This window comes from Saccharothrix australiensis (assembly GCF_003634935.1).
Classification (GTDB): Bacteria; Actinomycetota; Actinomycetes; order Mycobacteriales; family Pseudonocardiaceae; genus Actinosynnema; species Actinosynnema australiense.
Genome location: NZ_RBXO01000001.1, coordinates 2,660,182 through 2,680,019, shown reverse-complemented (window position 1 = coordinate 2,680,019; position 19,838 = coordinate 2,660,182). Strand labels below are relative to the sequence as shown.

Annotated in this window: 19 protein-coding genes; 4 read left to right on the top strand and 15 right to left on the bottom strand. The window is 72.3% G+C overall.

What is annotated here, in order from left to right:
- Positions 1-98: 98 nt before the first annotated feature.
- From C8E97_RS12475 to C8E97_RS12465, 3 genes are read right to left on the bottom strand one after another with little or no spacing between them, the layout of a single operon-like run.
- Complete coding sequence (locus tag C8E97_RS12475) at positions 99-695, bottom strand: hypothetical protein (protein ID WP_121011386.1); 597 nt, start codon at positions 693-695, stop codon at positions 99-101.
- Between the two features lie 23 nt (positions 696-718).
- On the bottom strand, positions 719-1,981 hold the full coding sequence (hisS, locus tag C8E97_RS12470) for a histidine--tRNA ligase (RefSeq protein WP_121004866.1): 1,263 nt from the start codon (positions 1,979-1,981) through the stop codon (positions 719-721).
- A gap of 5 nt (positions 1,982-1,986) precedes the next feature.
- Positions 1,987-2,685: an MBL fold metallo-hydrolase gene (locus tag C8E97_RS12465; protein ID WP_121004863.1), complete on the bottom strand. Its 699-nt coding sequence runs from the start codon at positions 2,683-2,685 to the stop codon at positions 1,987-1,989.
- A gap of 146 nt (positions 2,686-2,831) precedes the next feature.
- Between C8E97_RS12465 and C8E97_RS12460 the strand changes: the two genes are divergently transcribed.
- A complete protein-coding gene (locus C8E97_RS12460) occupies positions 2,832-3,695 on the top strand; it encodes a peptidylprolyl isomerase (protein ID WP_121011383.1) in 864 nt (287 codons plus the stop codon).
- 436 nt (positions 3,696-4,131) lie between these two features.
- Here C8E97_RS12460 and C8E97_RS12455 read toward each other — a convergent pair whose 3' ends face one another.
- From C8E97_RS12455 to ruvC, 9 genes are all read right to left on the bottom strand, one after another.
- Positions 4,132-6,432, bottom strand: a complete 2,301-nt coding sequence (locus tag C8E97_RS12455; RefSeq protein ID WP_121004860.1) for a RelA/SpoT family protein — start codon at positions 6,430-6,432, stop codon at positions 4,132-4,134.
- 292 nt (positions 6,433-6,724) lie between these two features.
- Positions 6,725-7,243, bottom strand: coding sequence for an adenine phosphoribosyltransferase (locus tag C8E97_RS12450; RefSeq protein WP_170211786.1), 519 nt, complete (start codon positions 7,241-7,243; stop codon positions 6,725-6,727).
- Positions 7,240-8,418 (bottom strand): protein translocase subunit SecF, encoded by a 1,179-nt coding sequence (secF, locus tag C8E97_RS12445; protein ID WP_121004857.1) that lies wholly within the window; start codon positions 8,416-8,418, stop codon positions 7,240-7,242. The genes C8E97_RS12450 and secF overlap by 4 nt, the downstream gene beginning before the upstream one ends.
- Positions 8,419-8,422: 4 nt before the next feature.
- Positions 8,423-10,240, bottom strand: coding sequence for a protein translocase subunit SecD (gene secD, locus C8E97_RS12440; RefSeq protein ID WP_121004852.1), 1,818 nt, complete (start codon positions 10,238-10,240; stop codon positions 8,423-8,425).
- Positions 10,241-10,673: 433 nt separating this feature from the next.
- Entirely contained in the window at positions 10,674-11,021 is a 348-nt protein-coding gene (gene yajC, locus C8E97_RS12435) for a preprotein translocase subunit YajC (RefSeq protein WP_121011377.1), read from the bottom strand.
- A 104-nt stretch (positions 11,022-11,125) separates the two neighbouring features.
- Positions 11,126-12,190, bottom strand: a complete 1,065-nt coding sequence (gene ruvB, locus C8E97_RS12430; RefSeq protein ID WP_121004850.1) for a Holliday junction branch migration DNA helicase RuvB — start codon at positions 12,188-12,190, stop codon at positions 11,126-11,128.
- On the bottom strand, positions 12,187-12,486 hold the full coding sequence (locus C8E97_RS35260; RefSeq protein WP_211346991.1) for a hypothetical protein: 300 nt from the start codon (positions 12,484-12,486) through the stop codon (positions 12,187-12,189). The genes ruvB and C8E97_RS35260 overlap by 4 nt, the downstream gene beginning before the upstream one ends.
- Positions 12,483-13,073 carry a Holliday junction branch migration protein RuvA gene (gene ruvA / locus C8E97_RS12420; RefSeq protein ID WP_121004848.1) on the bottom strand — a complete coding sequence of 197 codons (591 nt, stop codon included), beginning with the start codon at positions 13,071-13,073 and terminating at the stop codon, positions 12,483-12,485. The genes C8E97_RS35260 and ruvA overlap by 4 nt, the downstream gene beginning before the upstream one ends.
- Positions 13,070-13,675, bottom strand: coding sequence for a crossover junction endodeoxyribonuclease RuvC (gene ruvC / locus C8E97_RS12415; protein ID WP_121004845.1), 606 nt, complete (start codon positions 13,673-13,675; stop codon positions 13,070-13,072). The genes ruvA and ruvC overlap by 4 nt, the downstream gene beginning before the upstream one ends.
- Before the next feature lie 181 nt (positions 13,676-13,856).
- Between ruvC and C8E97_RS12410 the strand changes: the two genes are divergently transcribed.
- Positions 13,857-15,380, top strand: a complete 1,524-nt coding sequence (locus C8E97_RS12410; protein WP_121004842.1) for a GGDEF domain-containing protein — start codon at positions 13,857-13,859, stop codon at positions 15,378-15,380.
- Positions 15,377-15,841, top strand: coding sequence for a cupin domain-containing protein (locus C8E97_RS12405; protein ID WP_121004839.1), 465 nt, complete (start codon positions 15,377-15,379; stop codon positions 15,839-15,841). The genes C8E97_RS12410 and C8E97_RS12405 overlap by 4 nt, the downstream gene beginning before the upstream one ends.
- A 27-nt stretch (positions 15,842-15,868) precedes the next feature.
- Here C8E97_RS12405 and fgd read toward each other — a convergent pair whose 3' ends face one another.
- Both fgd and C8E97_RS12395 read right to left on the bottom strand, forming a co-directional pair.
- Positions 15,869-16,873: a glucose-6-phosphate dehydrogenase (coenzyme-F420) gene (gene fgd / locus C8E97_RS12400; protein WP_121004836.1), complete on the bottom strand. Its 1,005-nt coding sequence runs from the start codon at positions 16,871-16,873 to the stop codon at positions 15,869-15,871.
- 220 nt (positions 16,874-17,093) lie between these two features.
- On the bottom strand, positions 17,094-17,609 hold the full coding sequence (locus tag C8E97_RS12395) for a DinB family protein (protein ID WP_170211784.1): 516 nt from the start codon (positions 17,607-17,609) through the stop codon (positions 17,094-17,096).
- 130 nt (positions 17,610-17,739) lie between these two features.
- Here C8E97_RS12395 and C8E97_RS12390 point away from each other — a divergent pair, with 130 nt between their 5' ends.
- The gene (locus tag C8E97_RS12390) at positions 17,740-18,801 is read left to right on the top strand and encodes an ATP-dependent DNA ligase (RefSeq protein ID WP_211346990.1); all 1,062 of its coding nucleotides are present in this window, start codon (positions 17,740-17,742) and stop codon (positions 18,799-18,801) included.
- Positions 18,802-18,885: 84 nt separating this feature from the next.
- Here C8E97_RS12390 and C8E97_RS12385 read toward each other — a convergent pair whose 3' ends face one another.
- Positions 18,886-19,500 (bottom strand): uracil-DNA glycosylase, encoded by a 615-nt coding sequence (locus C8E97_RS12385; RefSeq protein WP_121004834.1) that lies wholly within the window; start codon positions 19,498-19,500, stop codon positions 18,886-18,888.
- Positions 19,501-19,838: the final 338 nt, after the last annotated feature.

Genomic DNA, 19,838 nt, shown 5'->3' with positions numbered 1-19,838 from the left:
TCCCCCGGCGAGGACGCCACGACCGGGTCGACCCCGGCACGGCCCGACGACCGGCAGGCCCACCCGCGCGCAGCGGCTCGGGCGGGCGCGCCCGGTGGTCAGTCCAACGTCGACACGAACCGCGAGATCGCGTCCGGGTTCAGCTTCTGCGCCAGCCGACCCGACGGCGCGAGCGACCCGAGCTGGTACAGCGGCCGGTCCGCCGCCGCCAGCCCCCGCGCCTCCGCCCGCAGCTGGGCGACCAGCAGCTCGGAGAACACCAGCCCCGGCGCGTCACCGCGCCCGGCCAGCACGTCGGCCAGCTTCCGCAGCCCGAACACGCCCTGCTCGCGCCCGCCGACACCGGCGTAGACGGCCAGCGCCAGGTTGATCGCCTTGCCGCCGCCGCGCACGAACAACCCCACCGTGCGGCTGCCGCGCATGTCGGTCACCAGCAGGTCGAGCTGGTCGGCGGTGCGCAGGTCCACCGAACGCGTGCCGAAGGCGCGCACGGACAGGACGTGGCCCTCCAGCCACACCCGCCGCCGCGCCTCCGACCACGCCAGCAGCAGCAGCGGCACACCGACCACGGCCGCCGCCACCACGCCGGCCGTGCGGCCCGCGAGCAGCCCCAGCAACCCGCCGAAGGCGGCGGCCACGATCAGCGCGCCGATGCCGACCGTCCGGGCGCGCTTGCGCACCGCGGCCGGCTCCATCAGGTCGAGGGGGATGCGCTCGCTCACCGGCCCAACGCCTCCCGCACCGAGATCAGCACGTCCGCCAGCGGCACCTCGCGCTGGTCGCCGGTCGCCAGCTCCTTGAGCTGCACGACGCCCGCCTCGATGTCCCGCTCGCCCAGCACCAGCGCGAACCGCGCGCCGGACCGGTCGGCGCCCTTCATCGCGCCCTTGAGCCCCTTGCCGCCGTAGGCGAGGTCGAACCGCACGCCCGCCGCGCGCAGCGACGCCGACAGCGCCACCAGCCGCGCCTTCGCGGCCTCGCCCAGCGGCACGCCGTACACGTCGCACCGCGACACGTCACCCGGCCGCACGCCCTCCACCTGGCACGCCAGCAGGGTCCGGTCCACGCCGAGGCCGAACCCGACCCCGGACAGCGGCCGGCCGCCCAGCTGCTCCATCAGCCCGTCGTACCGGCCGCCGCCGCCGATCGCGGACTGCGCGCCCAGGCCGTCGTGGACGAACTCGAAGCACGTCTTGGTGTAGTAGTCCAGGCCGCGCACCATCCGCGGGTTCTCGACGTACTTCACGCCCAGGTCGTCCAGGTAGCCCTTGACCTGCTCGTAGTGGGCGCGCGACGCGTCGGACAGGTGGTCGCGCATGAGCGGCGCGGCGTCCACCATCGCCCGCACCTCGGGGCGCTTGTCGTCCAGCACCCGCAGCGGGTTGATCTCGGCCCGCCGGCGCGTCTCGGCGTCCAGCGGCAGCCCGGCCAGGAACGCCTGGAGCCGCTCCCGGTACGCGGGCCGGTCCGACGAGTCGCCCAGCGACGTCAGCTCCAGCCGGTAGCCGGTGAGGCCCATCCGGCGGAACGCCTCGTCGCCGACCGCGATCACCTCGGCGTCCAGCGCCGGGTCGTCCACGCCGATCGCCTCGACGCCGACCTGGTGGAACTGCCGGTAGCGGCCCGCCTGGGGCTGCTCGGCGCGGAAGAACTGGCCGGCGTAGGCGAGCTTCACCGGCAGCTGGCCCTGGTCGAGGCCGTGCTCGATGACGGCCCGCATCACGCCCGCCGTGCCCTCGGGGCGCAGCGTGATCGACCGCCCGCCGCGGTCGGTGAACGTGTACATCTCCTTCGAGACCACGTCGGTGGACTCGCCGACGCCGCGCGCGAACAGCGCGGTGTCCTCGAAGACGGGCAGCTCGACGTAGCCGTACCCGGCGCGGCGCGCGGAGTCCACCAGGGTCTCGCGGACGGCCAGGAACGTGGCGGAGGTGGGCGGGAAGTAGTCGGGAACACCCTTGGGCGCGGAGAACGCGGTCACGGTTTCTACAGTCCTCGGTGCGGTGCGGCGGGCGCGTCGTCGCCCAGTTCCAGCAGGAACGGGTTGCTCACGCGCTCACGGCCGATGGTCGTCGTGGGCCCGTGGCCGGGCAGGACCACCGTGTCGTCGTGCAACGTCAACACCTTCGTGCGCAGTGACGTCAGCATCGCGCGGTGGTCGCCACCCGGCAGGTCGGTGCGTCCGATGGAGCCGGCGAAGAGGGTGTCGCCGGACAGCACGAGCCGTCCGCCCTCCTCGGTGCCGGCGCGGAACATCACCGACCCGCCGGTATGGCCCGGTGTGTGGTCGACGGTCAGCCGCAACCCCGCCAGGTCCAGTTCGGCCGCGTCGGTCAGCTCGCGCACCTCGCGCGGCTCGCGCATCTCCAGGTTCCCGCCGAAGAACGCGCGCGACTCGGCGCTGATGCCCTTCAGCGGGTCCGACAGCAGCTCGCGGTCGTCGGGGTGGATCCACGCGGGTACGTCGTTGCCGTCGCAGACCGGCGCGACGGAGAAGGCGTGGTCGAAGTGACCGTGCGTGAGCAGCACGGCGACCGGCGACAAGCGGTGCTCCCGCAGCGCCTCGGCGATCGGCTCGGCCGCGTCCTGGCCGGGGTCGACCACCACGCACGGCCCACCCGCCTCCGGGGCCAGCAGGAAGCAGTTGGCCTGGAGGGCGCCGGTGGGGAACCCGATCACCAGCACGCGCGGACACCTCTCGTCGGCAACGGAATGGCAACAAGTGCCTGTGGACCTCAGGACCAGCCTATCCGCCTGACGCCGGCCATATACGAGCCCCCTAGACTGCTGACCGATCGTCGCCGGTCGACGCGAGAACAGGGAGGTTGCAGGTGCCGACCAACGTGCAGCGCCGCGAGCAGGCCAAGCGGAAGCTGGAGCGCCAGCTCGTCCGCAGGGCGGAGCGCGCGAAGCGGCGCCGGATCCTGGCCGTGGTCGTGACCGCGGCCCTCGTGGTCGTGGTCGCGGGCGGTGTGTACTTCATCGCGACGACCGACTTCGGCGGCGGCGACGACGCCGCGGCGGGCAGCTCGACGACGCCCACCCCGATCCAGATCCCGACCGAGGTCAAGGCCCTGCCCAAGCGGCCGACCCCGCTCGCCGACCCGGTGAACTGCGAGTACCGCCCGGCGAAGGAGGGTTCGGCGAAGGAGGGCACGAAGGCGCCCGAGGCGTCCGGCATCCCGTCGAACGGCACCGCGGCGGCCACCATCAAGTCCAACGTCGGCGAACTGAAGCTCACCCTGGACCGCTCGCTCGCGCCGTGCACGGTGAACAGCTTCGTCAGCCTGGCCAAGCAGGGCTACTACGACGGCACCGCCTGCCACCGCATCGGCACCGAGGGCCTCCAGATGCTCCAGTGCGGCGACCCGACGGGCTCGGGCAGCGGCGGCCCCGGCTACGCCTTCGACGACGAGGTCTGGCCGGAGCTGACCTACGGCCGCGGCTACCTGGCGATGGCGAACTCGGGCACCGACAAGGAGACCCAGAAGGGCACCAACGGCAGCCAGTTCTTCATCGTCTACGGCGACGCCCAGCTGCCACCGAACTACACGGTCTTCGGCAGCGTGGACGAGGCCGGCCTGAAGCTGATCGACGAGGTCGCGCGAGCGGGCCACGACGGCTCCTTCGACCCGTCGCCGGGCGGCGGCAAGCCGAACAAGGAAGTGAAGTTCGAATCGGTCAGCGTCGCCTGACCGACCCGGCGCACGCACGCGAAGGGGCCCCGCACTCGGGAGAGGAGTGCGGGGCCCCTTCGTCTTCCCCACTGGACGCCCTCACACGTCCGGCAAAAGGAAGCCTGCCACCCACGCCTGACGTTTCACTGACGCCACGACGACAAACCCGATCGCACGCGCAATTGCACGTGCACCCAGCCCATTGGACGCGCAACCCGCACAGACCCGTGCCCTCGTGTTCTCCCCGTGTGGCCTGCCCGCAGGGCAACCGCGCTTGTTCGGCCAGGTCAAGCACGCTTTTCGCTTGACCCGGCCGAACAACGGTGGTGGTCTTCGACAGGCCATACGGGAAGAACACGACGCCCTTGAGCTTTTCCTCCCCGGCGGCCTGCCCAGCGGCGAGCGCCGCTTTTGCTTTTATCGCTTCGACACCCTTCGGCGCCGCACCGAATTCTCAAGAAGCAGAAGTCACCCGGTACACGTCATACACCCCTTCCACGCTCCGCACCGCCTTCAGCACGTGCCCGAGGTGCTTGGGGTCACCCATCTCGAAGGAGAACCGGCTGACCGCGACCCGATCCCGCGACGTCGTCACCGACGCCGAGAGGATGTTCACCTTCTCGTCCGCCAGCACCTTCGTCACGTCCGACAGCAGCCGGTGCCGGTCCAGCGCCTCCACCTGGATGGCGACCAGGAACACCGAGGACGACGAGGGCGCCCACTCCACGTCCAGCAGCCGCTCGGGCGTCTTCAGCAGCTCGTCGGCGTTGGTGCAGTCGGTGCGGTGCACCGAGACACCACCCCCGCGCGTGACGAACCCGAGGATGTCGTCGCCCGGAACCGGCGTGCAGCACCGCGCGAGCTTGACCCACACGTCCGCGGCGTCCTTGACGATGACCCCGGCGTCACCGGTGACCCGCCGCCGGGCCACCGTCGACGGCGTGGAGCGCTCCGCCAGCTCCTCCTCCGCGTGGTCGACCCCGCCGAGCTGGGCCACCAGCCGCTGCACGACGTGCCGCGCGGAGGTGTGCCCCTCCCCCACCGCCGCGTACAGCGACGACACGTCGGGGTAGTGCAGCTCCTTGGACAGCGCGCCCATCGAGTCGGCGGACACCAGGCGCTGCAACGGCAGCCCGACCCGGCGCACCTCCTTGGCGATGGCGTCCTTGCCGACCTCGATCGCCTCTTCCTTGCGCTCCTTCGCGAACCACTGCTTGATCTTCGCCTTGGCCCGCGGCGAGGCGGCGAACGACAGCCAGTCCCGCGACGGCCCCGCGCCCTCCGCCTTGGAGGTGAAGATCTCGATGACCTCGCCGTTCTCCAGCTTCCGCTCCAGCGCGACGAGGCGGCCGTTCACGCGTGCGCCGATGCACCGGTGCCCCACCTCGGTGTGCACGGCGTAGGCGAAGTCGACCGGCGTGGACCCGGTCGGCAGGGTCACCACGTCGCCCTTGGGGGTGAAGACGAAGATCTCGCGCGCGGCGAGGTCGAACCGCAGCGACTCCAGGAACTCGCCGGGGTCGGCCGCCTCCCGCTGCCAGTCCAGCAGTTGGCGCATCCACGCCATCTCGTCGACCTCGACGCCCTTGCCGCTGTGCGTGCCGCGCGTCTCCTTGTAGCGCCAGTGCGCCGCGATGCCGTACTCGGCCGTGCGGTGCATGTCGTAGGTCCGGATCTGCACTTCCAGCGGCTTGCCGTCCGGGCCGATCACCGTGGTGTGCAGCGACTGGTACACCCCGAACCGGGGCTGCGCGATGTAGTCCTTGAACCGGCCCGGCATCGGCTGCCACAGGGCGTGCACCACGCCCATCGCCGCGTAGCAGTCGCGCACCTCGTCCACCTGGATGCGCACGCCCACGAGGTCGTGGATGTCGTCGAAGTCCCGGCCGCGCACGATCATCTTCTGGTGGATCGAGTAGTAGTGCTTGGGCCTGCCCTCGACCTTGGCCGTGATCCGGGCGGCCTCCAGCTGCCCGGACAGCTCGTTGATCACGCCGCTGAGGTAGGTGTCCCGCGACGGGGCGCGGTTCGCCACCAGGCGGACGATCTCGTCGTACTTCTTCGGCTGGAGGATCGCGAAGGCGAGGTCCTCCAGCTCCCACTTGACCGTGGCCATGCCGAGCCGGTGGGCGAGCGGGGCCAGGACCTCCAGCGTCTCCCTCGCCTTGCGGGCCTGCTTCTCCGGCGGCAGGAAGCGCATCGTCCGCATGTTGTGCAGGCGGTCGGCCAGCTTGATGACCAGCACGCGCGGGTCCTTGGCCATCGCGATGACCATCTTGCGGATGGTCTCCGCCTCGGCCGCCGCGCCCAGCTTGACCTTGTCCAGCTTGGTGACGCCGTCCACGAGGAGGGCCACCTCGGTGCCGAAGTCGACCTTCAGCTGGTCCAACGAGTAGTCGGTGTCCTCGACGGTGTCGTGCAGGAGCGCCGCCACGAGGGTGGTCGTGTCCATGCCCAGCTCGGCCAGGATCGTCGCCACCGCGAGCGGGTGCGTGATGTAGGGGTCGCCGGACTTGCGCCGCTGGGGCCGGTGCTTCTCCTCGGCCACGTCGTAGGCGTGTTGGAGCAGCGCCAGGTCGGCCTTGGGGTGGAGGTCGCGGTGGACCGCGGCCAGCGGTTCCAGCACCTGCTTGACCGGGGCTGCCCGCTGGGCGGTGATCCGTCGGGCGAGTCTTGCGCGCACGCGCCTGGTGGCCGACGGAGGCCGTGCGGGCACGGGCTGCGTCGTCGCGGCGGGTTCGATGTCCTGGCTCAACCACGCTCCTCGGGTCTAGGAATCGAGGATAACTCCGTGGGGGGCGTTGGCCGGGGTGCTGGACGGTGAGCGGTGAACTTCACACGACGAACTGCACCGGGGGGTTCGTTCAGGCGAATCAGCGCGGTGCGGGGTTGGGCGGAGCAGTGCGGCGCGGCTCGGGGTCGAAGCTTGAGAAGCGTCCTCGCCGGACGGGCCGGCCACCGAGGATGGCGGCACTGCTCCGAGCTTCGCTCGAAGCAGTGCCGCGTGCGGGGTGCACGGGGCCCGTAGGTGGCCTTGGTGTCAACTGTCAGACGGTCAGCAGGGCGTTCACGGAGCGGCCTGGTAGGCGGTCCCGGCCGCCCAGGGCCGGGATCTCCAGCACCACGGACACGCCGGTCACCACGCCGCCCGCCCGCTCCACCAGGGCGCACGCCGCTGCCGCCGTGCCGCCCGTCGCCAGCACGTCGTCCACGACCACGACGTGCCGGCCGGGGCTGATGGCGTCCGCCGGCAGCTCCAGCGTCGCGGTGCCGTACTCCAGGTCGTAGGAGACGCGGTGCGCCACGGCCGGGAGCTTGCCCGGCTTGCGCAGGGGCACGACGCCGTAGTGCCAGCCGTAGCCGAGGGCCGCCCCCAGGAGGAAGCCGCGCGACTCGATCGCGGCCACGACCTGGGTGTCCGGGTGGATCTTGTCCTGGAGGCCGTCCACGACCGCGCGCAGGGCGTCCGGGTCGGCCAGGACCGGCGTGAGGTCCCGGAAGACGACCCCCGGTTCGGGGAAGTCCGGGACCTCACGCAGCAGCCCCAGGGCTCGGTCCAGTCTCAACGGTGCTTCTTGCCGGTCGGGCGGCGGCGCGCGTCGGCGGCCTTGCCGGTGCGGGACGGGACGCCGGCGGCGGCCGTCAGGGCCTTCTCCTTGCGGAGTTCCGCCTGGAGCGCCTCGTCGTCGGTGGACTCGACGACGTCGCCGCCGGTGGCCGGCTCGCCCGTCGCCTTGCGCGCCAGGTTGTCGCGCCTGGCCTGGACGCGGGCCGCCTGCGCGCGGTAGCGCGGGTCGCGCATCTTCAGGTCCACCGCGACCGGGGTGGCGATGTAGATCGACGACAGCGCGCCGATCGCCATACCGGTCAGCTGCACCAGCGCCAGGTCCTTCAGCGTGCCGACGCCGAGCAGGCCCACGCCGATCACCAGCAGGCCCAGCACGGGCAGCAGGGCGATCAGCGACGTGTTGATCGACCGCATCAGGGTCTGGTTGACCGCCAGGTTGGCCGCCTCGCCGTAGGTGCGGCGGGTGAGGCCCAGGATGCCCCTGGTGTTCTCCTTGACCTTGTCGAACACCACGACCGTGTCGTAGAGCGAGAAGCCGAGGATGGTCAACAGGCCGATCACCGTCGCGGGCGAGACCTCGAACCCGACCAGCGAGTAGATGCCGGCCGTGATGACGACGTCGTGCACCACCGCGACCAGCGCCGCGACGGCCATCTGCCACTCGAAGTAGAGCGCCAGGAAGATCGCCACCGCGAGGAAGAACACGCCGAGCGCGATCAGCGCCTTGGTGGTGATCGCGTCGCCCCAGGACGCCGACACGGCGCTGTCGCTGATCGTGTCGAGGCCGCCGGTGGGCTGGAGGTCGTTGTTCAGGGCCGTCTTGAGGGTCGCGACCTTCGCCGCGTCCAACGTCTCCGAGCGGATCTGGAGGGTGGCCGACGCGCCGGTGCCGACGGACTGCACGGCCGTGGGCTCCTCGCCCAGCGCCTTGGTGAAGCTCTCCTTGGCCGCGTCGGTGCTGATCGGGCCGGAGGCCGACACCGCGGGCAGCTGGACGCGCGTGCCGCCGGTGAAGTCGATGCCCGCGTTGAAGCCCTTGAAGATCATCGAGGCCGTGCACACGAGCAGGATCAGGCCGAACAGGACGTACCAGCGCTTGCGCTTGCCGACGATGTCGAACGCGCCCGTCCCGACGTACAGCCGGTGGAACACGCTGCCCTTGGACTGTGCCATCGGGTCAGACCTCCTTCACGGCGGCGCGCTTGGCAGCCGACAGGGCCCGCTCGTCGGCGCCCGCCTGGACGGCCCCGCCCAGGCCGGACAGCTTCGGGCTGGACAGGGACTTCGACTTGGAGACCATCGCGACCAGCGGGTGCGTGACCAGGAAGACCACGACCAGGTCGAGGACGGTCGACATGCCGAGGGTGAACGCGAAGCCCTTCACCTGGCCCACCGCGATGATCCACAGGATGGCCGAGGCGAGGAAGCTGACCGCGTCCGCCGAGAGGATCGTGCGGCGCGAGCGGACCCACGCGCGGGGCACGGCGGAGCGGAACGTGCGGCCTTCCCGCACCTCGTCCTTCAGCCGTTCGAAGAACACGACGAACGAGTCCGCCGTGATACCGATGGAGACGATGAAACCGGCGATGCCCGCGAGGTCGAGCGTGAACCCGATCCAGCGGCCGAGCAGCACCAGCACCGCGTAGACCACGACGCCGGACAGCACCAGCGACAGGATCGTCAGCATCCCGAGCAGGCGGTAGTAGAGCAGGCAGTACAGGAAGACCAGCGCGAGGCCGATGCCGCCCGCGATCAGGCCCGCCTGGAGCGAGGACAGGCCCAGCGTCGCGGACACCGTCTCCGCCTCGGACGCCTCGAACGACAGCGGCAGCGAGCCGTACTTCAGCACGTTCGCGAGACCTTCGGCATCCTTCTGGGTGAACTTGCCGGAGATCTGCGTCGAACCGCCCAGGATGGGCTCGTTGATGTTCGGCGCGGACACCACCTGGCTGTCCAGCACCACGGCGACCTGCTGGGACACGTTCGCCGAGGTGAACTTGCCCCACTTGTCGCCGCCGTCGCCCTCGAACGTCAGGTTGACGATGAAGCCGGCGCCCTGCGGGTCGGTGCCCGAGACGGCGTCCTTGATGTCCTCACCGCTGAGGCGGGAGTACAGGCTGAAGTCGTCGTCCTTGACGCTGCCGTCCTTGGGCGGGTTCACCGGCGCGAGGACGTACTTGAACTCGTTCTTCTGGTCGCACGTGAGCAGCGGCAGCGACGGGTCGTCGTTGCCCAGCAGCGGGTCCTTGGTCGGGCAGGTGAACGCGCCGAGCGCCTGCGCGACGGTCTGCGCGTCCAGCGTGGTCAGCGACGGGTCCTGGCGGCAGGCGCGGGACTCGGCGATGGCGTCCTCGGGCTTCTCCGAGTACTCGCCGCGGAACACCTTGCGGCAGTCGACCTCCGGCTTGGCCGACGTCGTCGTGGCGGGCGGCGTCGAGGCGGGCGGCGTCGAGGTCTCCGGCTGGCCCTCCAGCGCCGGGGCCGGGCGGCCCTGCGCGGTGGTGGTGGGCGCGGTGGCGTTCTCGGAACCGGCGGGCGCGCTCGGCGTCGTGGTCGGCGCGGCCGAGCCCGAGGTGGCCGGCGCGCTGGACGACGGCGGCGCGGGCTGCGCGTTCGGCTGCGGCGAGCCGACGACCTTGCGGAAGTTCAGCTTCGCCGTCTGGCCGAGGCGCTTGGCGCCCTCGCTGTCCGCGCCGGGGACCGTGATCACCAGGTTGGTGCCGTCGCGGACGACCTCCGCGCCGGAGACGCCGAGCCCGTTCACGCGGGTCTCGATCAGGTCACGAGCCTGGTCGAGGGCCTGGTCCGTCGGCGTCTGACCGTCCGGGGCGCGGGCGGTCAGCGTGACGCGCGTGCCACCCTGGAGGTCGATGCCGAGCTTGGGAGTCGCTTTGCCGTTCCCGGTGAAGAACACCAAGGAGTACAGCGCGACCACGATGAGGACAAACGCGCCCAAGTACTTCGCGGGGCGGATTTGTCCGGCCGGAGGTGCCACGGTCCGTCCGTCTCCTAGAACTCCGAAGATGATGTCGAACGCCGCCGCGATCCGTGCTGCACGGATCAGGGCAGCGCTTGCCCACCCGACACTGCCCTGCCGGGTGATTGCGCAGCGTACCCCGCACCGCGTGAGTTGTCTGTCACCGGTTCCGCTCGGGTCGCGGAACGACGGTGGTAATCCCGAACGGCCATAAGACGTTCACCGGATCAATCACAGCGACCGTTCGGCGTTCACACTTGACCGGGTGTGCCCCGGTGAATCGGCGGGGCGGGGCGGAGAACGGACGTGCCCCTTCCGGATTGCCCCGCGGCGGTGTTGCCGCGGCCCCGGCGCGAGCGCCCGCGCACGACCGGTGCGAGCGCTCCGGGCACACGGGACCGGGAGGATTGTGCCGCCGTCGCGCGGCACAACCCCGTGGCCTCTCGCGCTGCTACTTCTTGCTGTCCTGCTGCACCGGGGTCTCGACCACCGCGTCGGCGTCGTCCACGTCGTCCACGACGGCGTCGGACTCGTCCGCGTCCACGGCGACCTTCTCCCGGATCGCCTGCCGCAGCCACGTGGTGACGACGCCGTCCGCGATCTCCAGGTCGATGGTGGTGTCGTCGCTCGCGTCGGCGACGGTCGCGTACAGCCCGGAGGTCGTCATGACCCGGTCGCCCGGCTCCAGGGAGTTGAGCAGCGCCTGCTGCTCGGCCACCGCCTTCTTCTGCTTGCGGGCGCTGAGGAACAGCGGCACCGCGAGCAGCACGAGCAGCAGCGGGAACATCAAGGAAGACAGGTTGCCCATCATTCTCCGTTCAACCGGCGCGGCGGGACAGGTCTGCCCGGAACGTCCGGATTTCTGGGGTACCGACGCCGATTGTGCCAGGTCAGGAATCGCGCTCAGTCGTCGGCGTCGTCGAACAGCGACCGGGTGGCCTCGCCGGGGGCCTTCGCGGGCGGCTGGAGCCCCAGGTGCAGCCACGCCGACGCGGTCGCGACCCGACCACGCGGCGTGCGGGCCAACATACCCGCTCGCACGAGGTACGGCTCGCAGACCTCCTCCACGGTGGTGGGTTCCTCGCCCACCGCCACGGCCAGCGTCGAGACGCCCACCGGCCCGCCGCCGAACGACCTGACCAGCGCGCCGAGCACCGCCCGGTCGAGCCGGTCGAGGCCCAGCTCGTCCACGTCGTAGACGGCCAGCGCGGCGCGGGCGACCTCGCGGGTCACCGCACCGTCCGCGCGCACCTCGGCGAAGTCGCGCACGCGGCGCAGCAGCCGGTTGGCGATGCGGGGCGTGCCGCGCGAGCGCCCGGCGATCTCCCGCGCGCCGTCCTCCCGCAGGTCGACGCCCAGGATGCCGGCCGACCGGCGGATGATCAGCTCCAGCTCGTCGGGCCGGTAGAACTCCATGTGCCCGGTGAACCCGAACCGGTCGCGCAGCGGGCCGGTCAGCGCGCCCGACCGGGTGGTCGCGCCGACCAGCGTGAACGGCGCGATGTCGAGCGGGATGCTGGTCGCGCCCGGACCCTTGCCGACCACCACGTCGACCCGGAAGTCCTCCATCGCCAGGTACAGCATCTCCTCGGCGGGCCGCGCCATCCGGTGGATCTCGTCGATGAACAGCACGTCGCCCTCGACCAGGTTGGACAGCATCGCGGCGAGGTCGCCCGCGCGCTCCAGCGCCGGGCCGGACGTGATGCGCAGCGAGGCGCCCAACTCGGCCGCGATGATCATGGCCAGGCTGGTCTTGCCGAGGCCGGGCGGGCCGGACAGCAGCACGTGGTCGGGCGGCGCGCCGCGCCGCAGCGCGCCGTGCAGCACCAGTTCGAGCTGTTCGCGCACCTTGGGCTGGCCGACGAACTCGGCCAGGTCCTTGGGGCGCAGGGTCGACTCGACGTCCCGCTCGGTCGGGTCGGGCAGCGGGTTGAGGGTGTCGTCGTCGCCCTCCAACTCCGGGTTCACCGGGCCACCGCCGGGCGGCGCGGGGTGGCCCCGCCGCGGGAGGCGGGTCCGCCGGAGGCGCGGGTGGGCGGGGCGGGGGACGCGGAGGCACGGGTGGCGGCGGCGCGAGCAGCGGTCCGGGCGGTGGTCCGGGTGACGGCCTGGGCGATGCCCGTGGTGCCGTCCGCGGCCGTGGCGATGGCCTGGGTGGCGGCGGCGGTGACCGTGGCGCGGGTGCTGGTGGCGCGGGTGCCGTCCATGGCCGTGGCGGCGGCCCGAGTGGCGGCGGTGACCGTGGCGCGGGTGGTGCGGCTCACCGCTTGCGCCCCAGCGCGGCCAGCGCCCGGCGCAGCACCTCGGACGTGCCCAGCGCCCCGTCCTCCGCGAGCACCGCGTCCACGGCCTGCTCCGCCTGCTTGGCCGGGAACCCCAGCCCGAGCAGCGCTTCCGCCACGTGCGCGCGCACCTGGCCGTTGCCGCCCGCCGCGGCGGGCGCGTCCTGGAGCCTGCCCACCTTGTCGCGCAGCTCGATGATCAACCGCTCCGCGCCCTTGCGCCCGATGCCGGGCACCTGGGTGAGCACGGTGATGTTGCCCTCGCCCAGCGCGGCGCGCAGCTGGTCCGGGTCCAGCACGGCCAGCGTCGCCAGCGCGAGCCGCGGCCCGATCCCGGACACGGTCTGGAGCAGCCCGAACAGCTCGCGCGCCTCGGCGTCGGCGAACCCGAACAGGGTCAGCGAGTCCTCCCGCACCACCAGCGAGGTCGACAGGTGCGCCTCCTCGCCCCGGCGCAGCGTGGCCAGCGTGGCGGGCGTGGCCTGCACGGCGAACCCGACCCCGCCGACCTCGACGACCACGTGATCGAGTCCGATGGACAGCACCTGCCCACGAAGCGACGAAATCACTCGGTCTTCCCTCCGGTTTCGGCTGCCGTCGGCGGGGCCGACAGTCGGGCACTGGCTCGGGCAAGTCTCGCGCGGTGCGTCCGGGCGAGCGCGGCGGCCCTCGCCTGGGCCTCCTCCAGGCGCGACCGCATGGGTGCGCGCCAGAGGTGGCAGATGGCCAGCGCGAGCGCGTCGGCGGCGTCGGCGGGCCTGGGCGCGGACCTGAGCCCCAGCAGCTTGGTGACCATCGCCGTGACCTGCGCCTTGTCCGCCCGGCCCGACCCCGTCACGGCGGCCTTGACCTCGCTGGGCGTGTGGAAGACGACCGGCAGGTCGCGGCGCGCGGCGGCCAGCGCCACCACGCCGCCCGCCTGGGCGGTGCCCATCGCGGTGCGCACGTTGTGCTGGCTGAACACCCGCTCCACCGCCACCACCTGCGGCTGGTGGCGGTCCAGCCACTCCTCCACCGCGTCGGACAGCAGCAGCAGCCGGACGGCGAGGTCGGCGTCCGCGGGCGTGCGCACGACGTCCACCGCGACCGGGCGGACGGTGCGGCCCGGACCTCCGTCGACCACCCCGAAACCGCACCTGGTCAAGCCGGGGTCGACCCCGAACACGCGCACGCTGGTCCCCTCGCCGAGCCCGTCACGAACACCAGTTCGAACCGTACCGGGCGACGGCCCGCGCCCGCGGACCGACACGCGCCCGGTGACCATCGGACACCCCCAGGTCGACACAGCGTCACCGGCTCATTACAGTGGCTCGGTCCACTGATCGACTCCGTCGCGGCGTGAGCGGGGTGCCATGACCCTGAGGCGGTTCAGCGCCCTCACGACTGCCGTCTGCCTGCTGCTGGTCGGAGTGGTCTCGCTGGTCGTCTCGGGCGCGCTGGACCGGTCGGCGGCCGTCACGGTCGACAAGTTCACCCAGCTCGCGGGCGCCTCGGCCGCGATGGTCTGCTACTGGCGCTCGGCGCGCGGGCGGCGGGGCACGGCCCGGCGCTGGCGGCTGTGGATGGCCGCCTCGATGGCGAGCCTGGTGGTCGGCCTGTGCGCGTGGACGTGGGGCCAGGTGTTCCTGGGCGTCTCGCTGCCGTCGACCACGGTCGCGCCGCTGGGCTTCATCCTGGTGCCGGTGCTCGCGCTGTGCGCGGTGCTGGTGCTGGGCCAGGGCGCGACGGGCTCGCTGCCCAACCACCGCAGCCGGCTGGTGATCGTGCTGGACGGCCTGATCGTGGTCGGCTCGCTGTTCGTGCTCACGTGGGTGTCGCTGCTGGAGTCGATGGTGCGGGCGTGGGCGACGTCCGGTCCGGGTTTCGCGACCGTGGTGGCGCACCCGGCGGCGTACCTGGTGCTGCTGGTGGTGCTGCTGGTGTCGTCGTGGTCGCACCGCTCGGTGCGGCAGCTCCCGATGCTGTTCGTGGCGCTGGCGGCGCTGGCGCAGTCGGTGTCCGGGTGGGCGTTCGCGTTCCTGGTCGGGCAGGGCGCGACCGCGATCCCGCCGGCCGCCGACATCGGCTTCATGGTGTGCCCGGCGCTGTTCTTCCTGTCGTCGGTCGCGCCGGGCGGCGGTGGCCGCGACCGCCAGGAGTCGGGGCGGCTGCGCGCGGGCGAGCTGCTGCACATCCTCGTGCCCTACCTGCCGATGCTGGTGACCGGCCTGTTCATCGTGGTGGGCACGGCGACGGGGGTGCGGCTGAACCCGTTCGAGATCTACGTCGGCCTGGGCGTGGTGCTGCTGGTGATCGCGCGGCAGCTCTTCACCCTGATCGACAACGTGCGGCTGCTGGAGCAGCTGCGCGACAGCCGGGAACGCCTGCGCCACCAGGCTTACCACGACCCGCTGACCGGGGTGGCGAACCGCGTGCTGTTCCGGGAGCGCCTCGACGCGGCGCTCGACCGGGCGGACCCGCTGGTGGTGCTGTTCATCGACGTGGACGGCTTCAAGGACGTCAACGACAACTACGGCCACGCGGAGGGCGACGCGGTGCTGCGGATCGTCGCCGAGCGCCTCCAGCACTGCGTGCGCCCGCAGGACACGGTGGCGCGCCTGGGCGGCGACGAGTTCGGCATCCTGGTGACCGGCTACCCGTCGCGGCCGGAGGAGATGGGCGAACGGGTGCTGGCCGCGATGTCGTCGCCGCACCGGACCGCGGGCGGCGAGCACCGCATCCGGGCGAGCATCGGCATCTCGCACCGCGCGGGCCGCGACCCGGCGCAGACCGCGGACGACCTGCTGGGCAGCGCGGACGCCGCGATGTACGCGGCGAAGCGGCTGGGCAAGGGCATGGTCGTCGTGCACGGATCGGTGGAGGCGGAGCTGACGTGACACGGGGGCGGGAACCGACGCCGGACGAGGTGGTCGAGCTGCTGGGGCTGACCGAGCTGCCGGTGGAGGGCGGCCACTTCGGGCAGTCGTGGCGGTCGGCGGAGGCGTCGGCCATCTACTACCTGCTGCGCGCGCCGGAGTTCTCCGGGCTGCACCGGCTGACCAACCTGGAGGTCTACGCCCACCACGCGGGCGCGCCGCTGCGGATGCTGCTGCTGCACCCCGACGGCGCGGTCGCGGAACCGGTGCTCGGGACGGACCTGGCGGCGGGCCAGCGCCCGCAGGTCGTGGTGGAGCCCGGCGTGTGGCAGGCGAGCGCGCCGGTGGGCGACTGGTCGCTGGTCGGCACGGTCGTGGTGCCGCCGTACACGGACGACGTGGTCGAGTTCGCGAGGGCGGACGAGCTGGTCCCGGCGTACCCGTCGCACGCCGGGCTCATCCGCCGGTTCGCGCGCTTCTGACCGACCGCACCGGCGCGATGGCCGGTGTCAGCCCAGCGCGCGCAGCAGCGGGACGACGTCCTCGGTGACCTGGGTGAGGAACCGCTCCTGGTCGTGGCCGGGACCGTGGAGCACGAGGTGGTTCAGGCCGGCGTCCAGGTAGGGCTTGATCAGCGCCACCGCCGACTCCGGGTCCGACGCGACGATCCAGCGCTTGGCCACCTGCTCGATGGGCAGCTCGTCGGCCAGCCGCTCCATCTCCTCGGCGCTGTCCACGGAGTGCTTCTGCTCGGGCGTGAGCGACAGCGGCGCCCAGAAGCGGGTGTTCTCCAGCGCGGCCTCCGGGTCGCGGTCGTAGGAGAGCTTGATCTCGATCATCCGGTCCACGTCGGCCGGGTCGCGGTCGGCGGCCGCCGCGCCGGCGGCCACGGCGGGCAGCAACTGGTCGGTGTACAGCTCCATGCCCTTGCCGGACGTGCAGATGAAACCGTCGCCCGCGCGGCCCGCGTACTTCGCCGCGGTCGGGCCGCCCGCCGCGACGTAAATCGGCACCGGGCGGCGCGGCCGGTCGTAGACCTTGGCGTTCACCAGGGTGTAGTAGTCACCGGAGAAGTTGACGTTGTCGCTGGTCCACAGCTCGCGGATGAGGCGGACCGCCTCGCGCAGGCGGCCGAAGCGCTCCTTGAACTCCGGCCACTCGCGGCCCGAGACGGCGATCTCGTTGAGCGCCTCGCCGGTGCCGACGCCGAGGAAGACCCGGTCCTCGTACAGGAGCGCCATGCTGGCGAACGCCTGCGCGATCACCGCCGGGTTGTAGCGGAACGTGGGCGTCAGCACGCTGGTCCCGATGCGGACCCGGCTCGTGCGCTCACCCACGGCGGCCATCCAGGCGAGCGCGAACGGGGCGTGCCCGCCCTCGTGCCGCCAGGGCAGGAAGTGGTCGGACACGGTCACGGTGTCCAGTCCGAGTTCCTCGGCGCGCACGGCGTACTCCACGAGGTCCCGCGGCCCGAACTGCTCCGCGGACGCCTTGTAGCCGATCTTCAACCCCATTGCCGCTCCCTGTGGACGCCGATCCCCGTGATCGCACTCTACGTACCCCTCCGGGGCCGCTGCGCGCTGGGAATCCGCCGCGGGCACCGCCCAGGAGACGGTTCGGGCGACGGCTCGGGAAAGGGTCGTCGACGGTCCGGGGCGGCCGGTCGCCGGGGGACGGTGCCGTGCGGACCTCCGCCCGGCGGCGACCGGGAGCGCCCCCTGGCGGGCGAGGGCGTCAGCCCATCGTCTTCTGGCCGTCCAGCGTCTCGCGGATGATGTCGGCGTGGCCCGCGTGCTGCGAGGTCTCCGCGATCAGGTGCAGCAGGACCCGCCGGACGGTCCAGGACGCGCCCGGCTCGAACCACGGCGCGACGGGCAGCGGGTGCGCGGTGTCCATGTCCAGGCCGGCGACGATCTCCTCGGTCTTGCGCGCGGTCTCCTCGTAGGCGGCGAGCAGGCCCGACAGGGTCTCGCCGGGCACCATCCGGAAGCCGTTCTCCCAGTCGCCCTCGACGCTCTCCATCAGTTCCGCGCCGCCGACGGCGAACCTGATCCAGCCCTCCTCCACGTCGCGGACGTGCTTGATGAGGCCGCCGACGCACAGCGCGCTCGCGGTCGGGGTCGCGGACGCCTGCTCGTCGGTCAGGCCCTCCGCGGTGAACCGGAGGAAGCGGCGGTGGTTGGCCAGCGTGGCCAGCAGGTCGGCCTGCTCGGTGGTCAGCTGCGAGGCGGTGGCGGTGGCGGTGGTCATCGTGGCCTGCTCTCGTCGTCGTTTGTCGTGGTCAGGACCGACCCTAAACGGCATCGCGGTCAACTTCGGTCCTCAATAGCGGGCGACGTCAAGTCGGGTGAGAACTCCGCACCCGGCTTACGCTCCCCGCGTGGACCTGCCCGTGCTGCCGCCCGTGCGGCCGATGCTGGCCAAGGCCGTGCGGGAGGTGCCGCGCGAGCCGGGTCTGGTCTACGAGCCGAAGTGGGACGGCTTCCGCTGCGTGGTGTTCCGCGACGGCGACGAGGTCGAACTCGGTTCCCGCAACGACCGGCCGCTCACCCGCTACTTCCCCGAGGTCGCCGCGCTGCTGGCCGAGGGGCTGCCGGAGCGGTGCGTGGTGGACGGCGAGATCGTCGTCGTGACGCCCTCCGGTCTCAGCTTCGACCTGCTCCAGCTGCGCCTGCACCCGGCGGCGTCGCGCGTGCGCAAGCTCGCCGCCGAGACGCCGGCCGCGTTCGTCGCGTTCGACCTGCTCGCGCTCGGCGACCGCGACCTGACCACCGCGCCGTTCGGGGAGCGCCGCCGCCTGCTGGCGCACGTGCTGCGCGACACGCCCGGCCTGTACCTGACGCCGGCGACGGACGACCCGGACGTGGCCCAGGACTGGTTCACCCGGTTCGAGGGCGCGGGGTTCGACGGGGTCGTGGCCAAGCGGACGGACCTGCCCTACGAGCAGGACCGGCGCGTGATGTGGAAGGTGAAGCACGAGCGCACGGCCGACTGCGTGGTGGCCGGGTTCCGCCGGCACAAGGACGGCGCGGGTGTCGGCTCGCTGATGCTCGGGCTCTACGACGAGGCGGGCGCGCTGCGCCACGTGGGCGTGGCCAGCAGCTTCAGCGCGGACCGTCGGCAGGGGCTGCTGGCCGAGCTGGCGCCGCTGCGCGCGCACGCCCTCGACGGCCACCCGTGGCGCGAGTGGGCGGGCGCCGACGACGGCGCGCGGGGCGGGCAGAGCCGCTGGGCGCCCGCGAAGTCCCTGACCTGGGAGCCGCTCCGCCCCGAGCTGGTCGCCGAGGTGCGCTACGAGCACGTCCAGGCCATGCGGTTCCGGCACACCGCCCGCCTGGTCCGGTTCCGCCCCGACCGCGCGCCGGGGTCGTGCACCTTCGCGCAGCTCGAAGAGGTGCCGCCGGCCGAGCTGACCGAGGTGTTCCGCCGACGGCCGCGATGAACCTCCGCCGGAAGCGGCGCGGGCGGTCGCGACGAGCCGTTCCCGCCCCGATGCAGGTCACGTCCTGTCCGTGGGGCGGCGACCTCAGGCGATGGCCGCCGCCGCCTGGCGGAACGCCTCCACCAGTTGCGGCCACCGCGTGGCCCGGTCGCGGTTGATCGACTGCGGTGACGGGTGGGGCGCGTTGAACACCTTGAGGCCGTAGCCGCGGCCGGACAGGTTCCAGCCGGTGCCGGCGGGCGTGCCGAGGACGACGACCGCCTTCAGGTCCTTGAGGATGCGCAGCAGCTCCACCAGATAGGGCACGGCGGCGCGCAGCTCGGCCGGCGTCGGCGAGTGGCCCTTGAGGTACCAGGGGACGATGTTCCAGTTCAGGCACGCCTGCCGGGACAGGCCGGCCTCCTTCAACGCGGTGAAGCCGTTCACGGCCGTCTGGTCGTCGTTGTCGAGTGAGATCAGGCCGGAGGCCGACTTGGCCGACGCGGGTCCGGGCGACTCCAGCAGCAGCAGGACCTTCGCGTTGACACCACCGCTGGCCGGGTCGAACAGCGGGACGTCCACCTTGCGCTCGTCGGCGATGCGCCGGGCGAACTCGGTGAGCGGCTTCATGTGCGGGGCCTGGAGGAGCGTCATCTTGCGGGCGACGAGCCGGGGGTCGCGGTGGCCTTTGGGCGACGCAGGGAACACGTTGGAGAGCACCAGGCGACTTTCCACCGGAACGAGGACTCGCGGCCATCCTCCGTCCGGGCGGAACACCTCGTCGCACAGCGTTCCACCCGCCCGCCCACTCCCTCCTACTCCCCTCCCCCTCCTACTCCCCTCCCCTCCTTACTCCCCTCCCCCTCCTGCCCGCTCCCCGCTCCTGCTCCCCCACGGCCCGCTCGGCCGCGTCGGTGGTTCGTGGCGCGTTTCTTGTCGATCACGCTTTTCGATCGGCGAGAAACGCCCCGCGAGCCGCCGACTCCCAGGCGGCCGAGCCGCCCGACGGGAGGAGGGCACATCCAACACAGCCGCGTCGGTGGTTCGTGGCGCGGGTT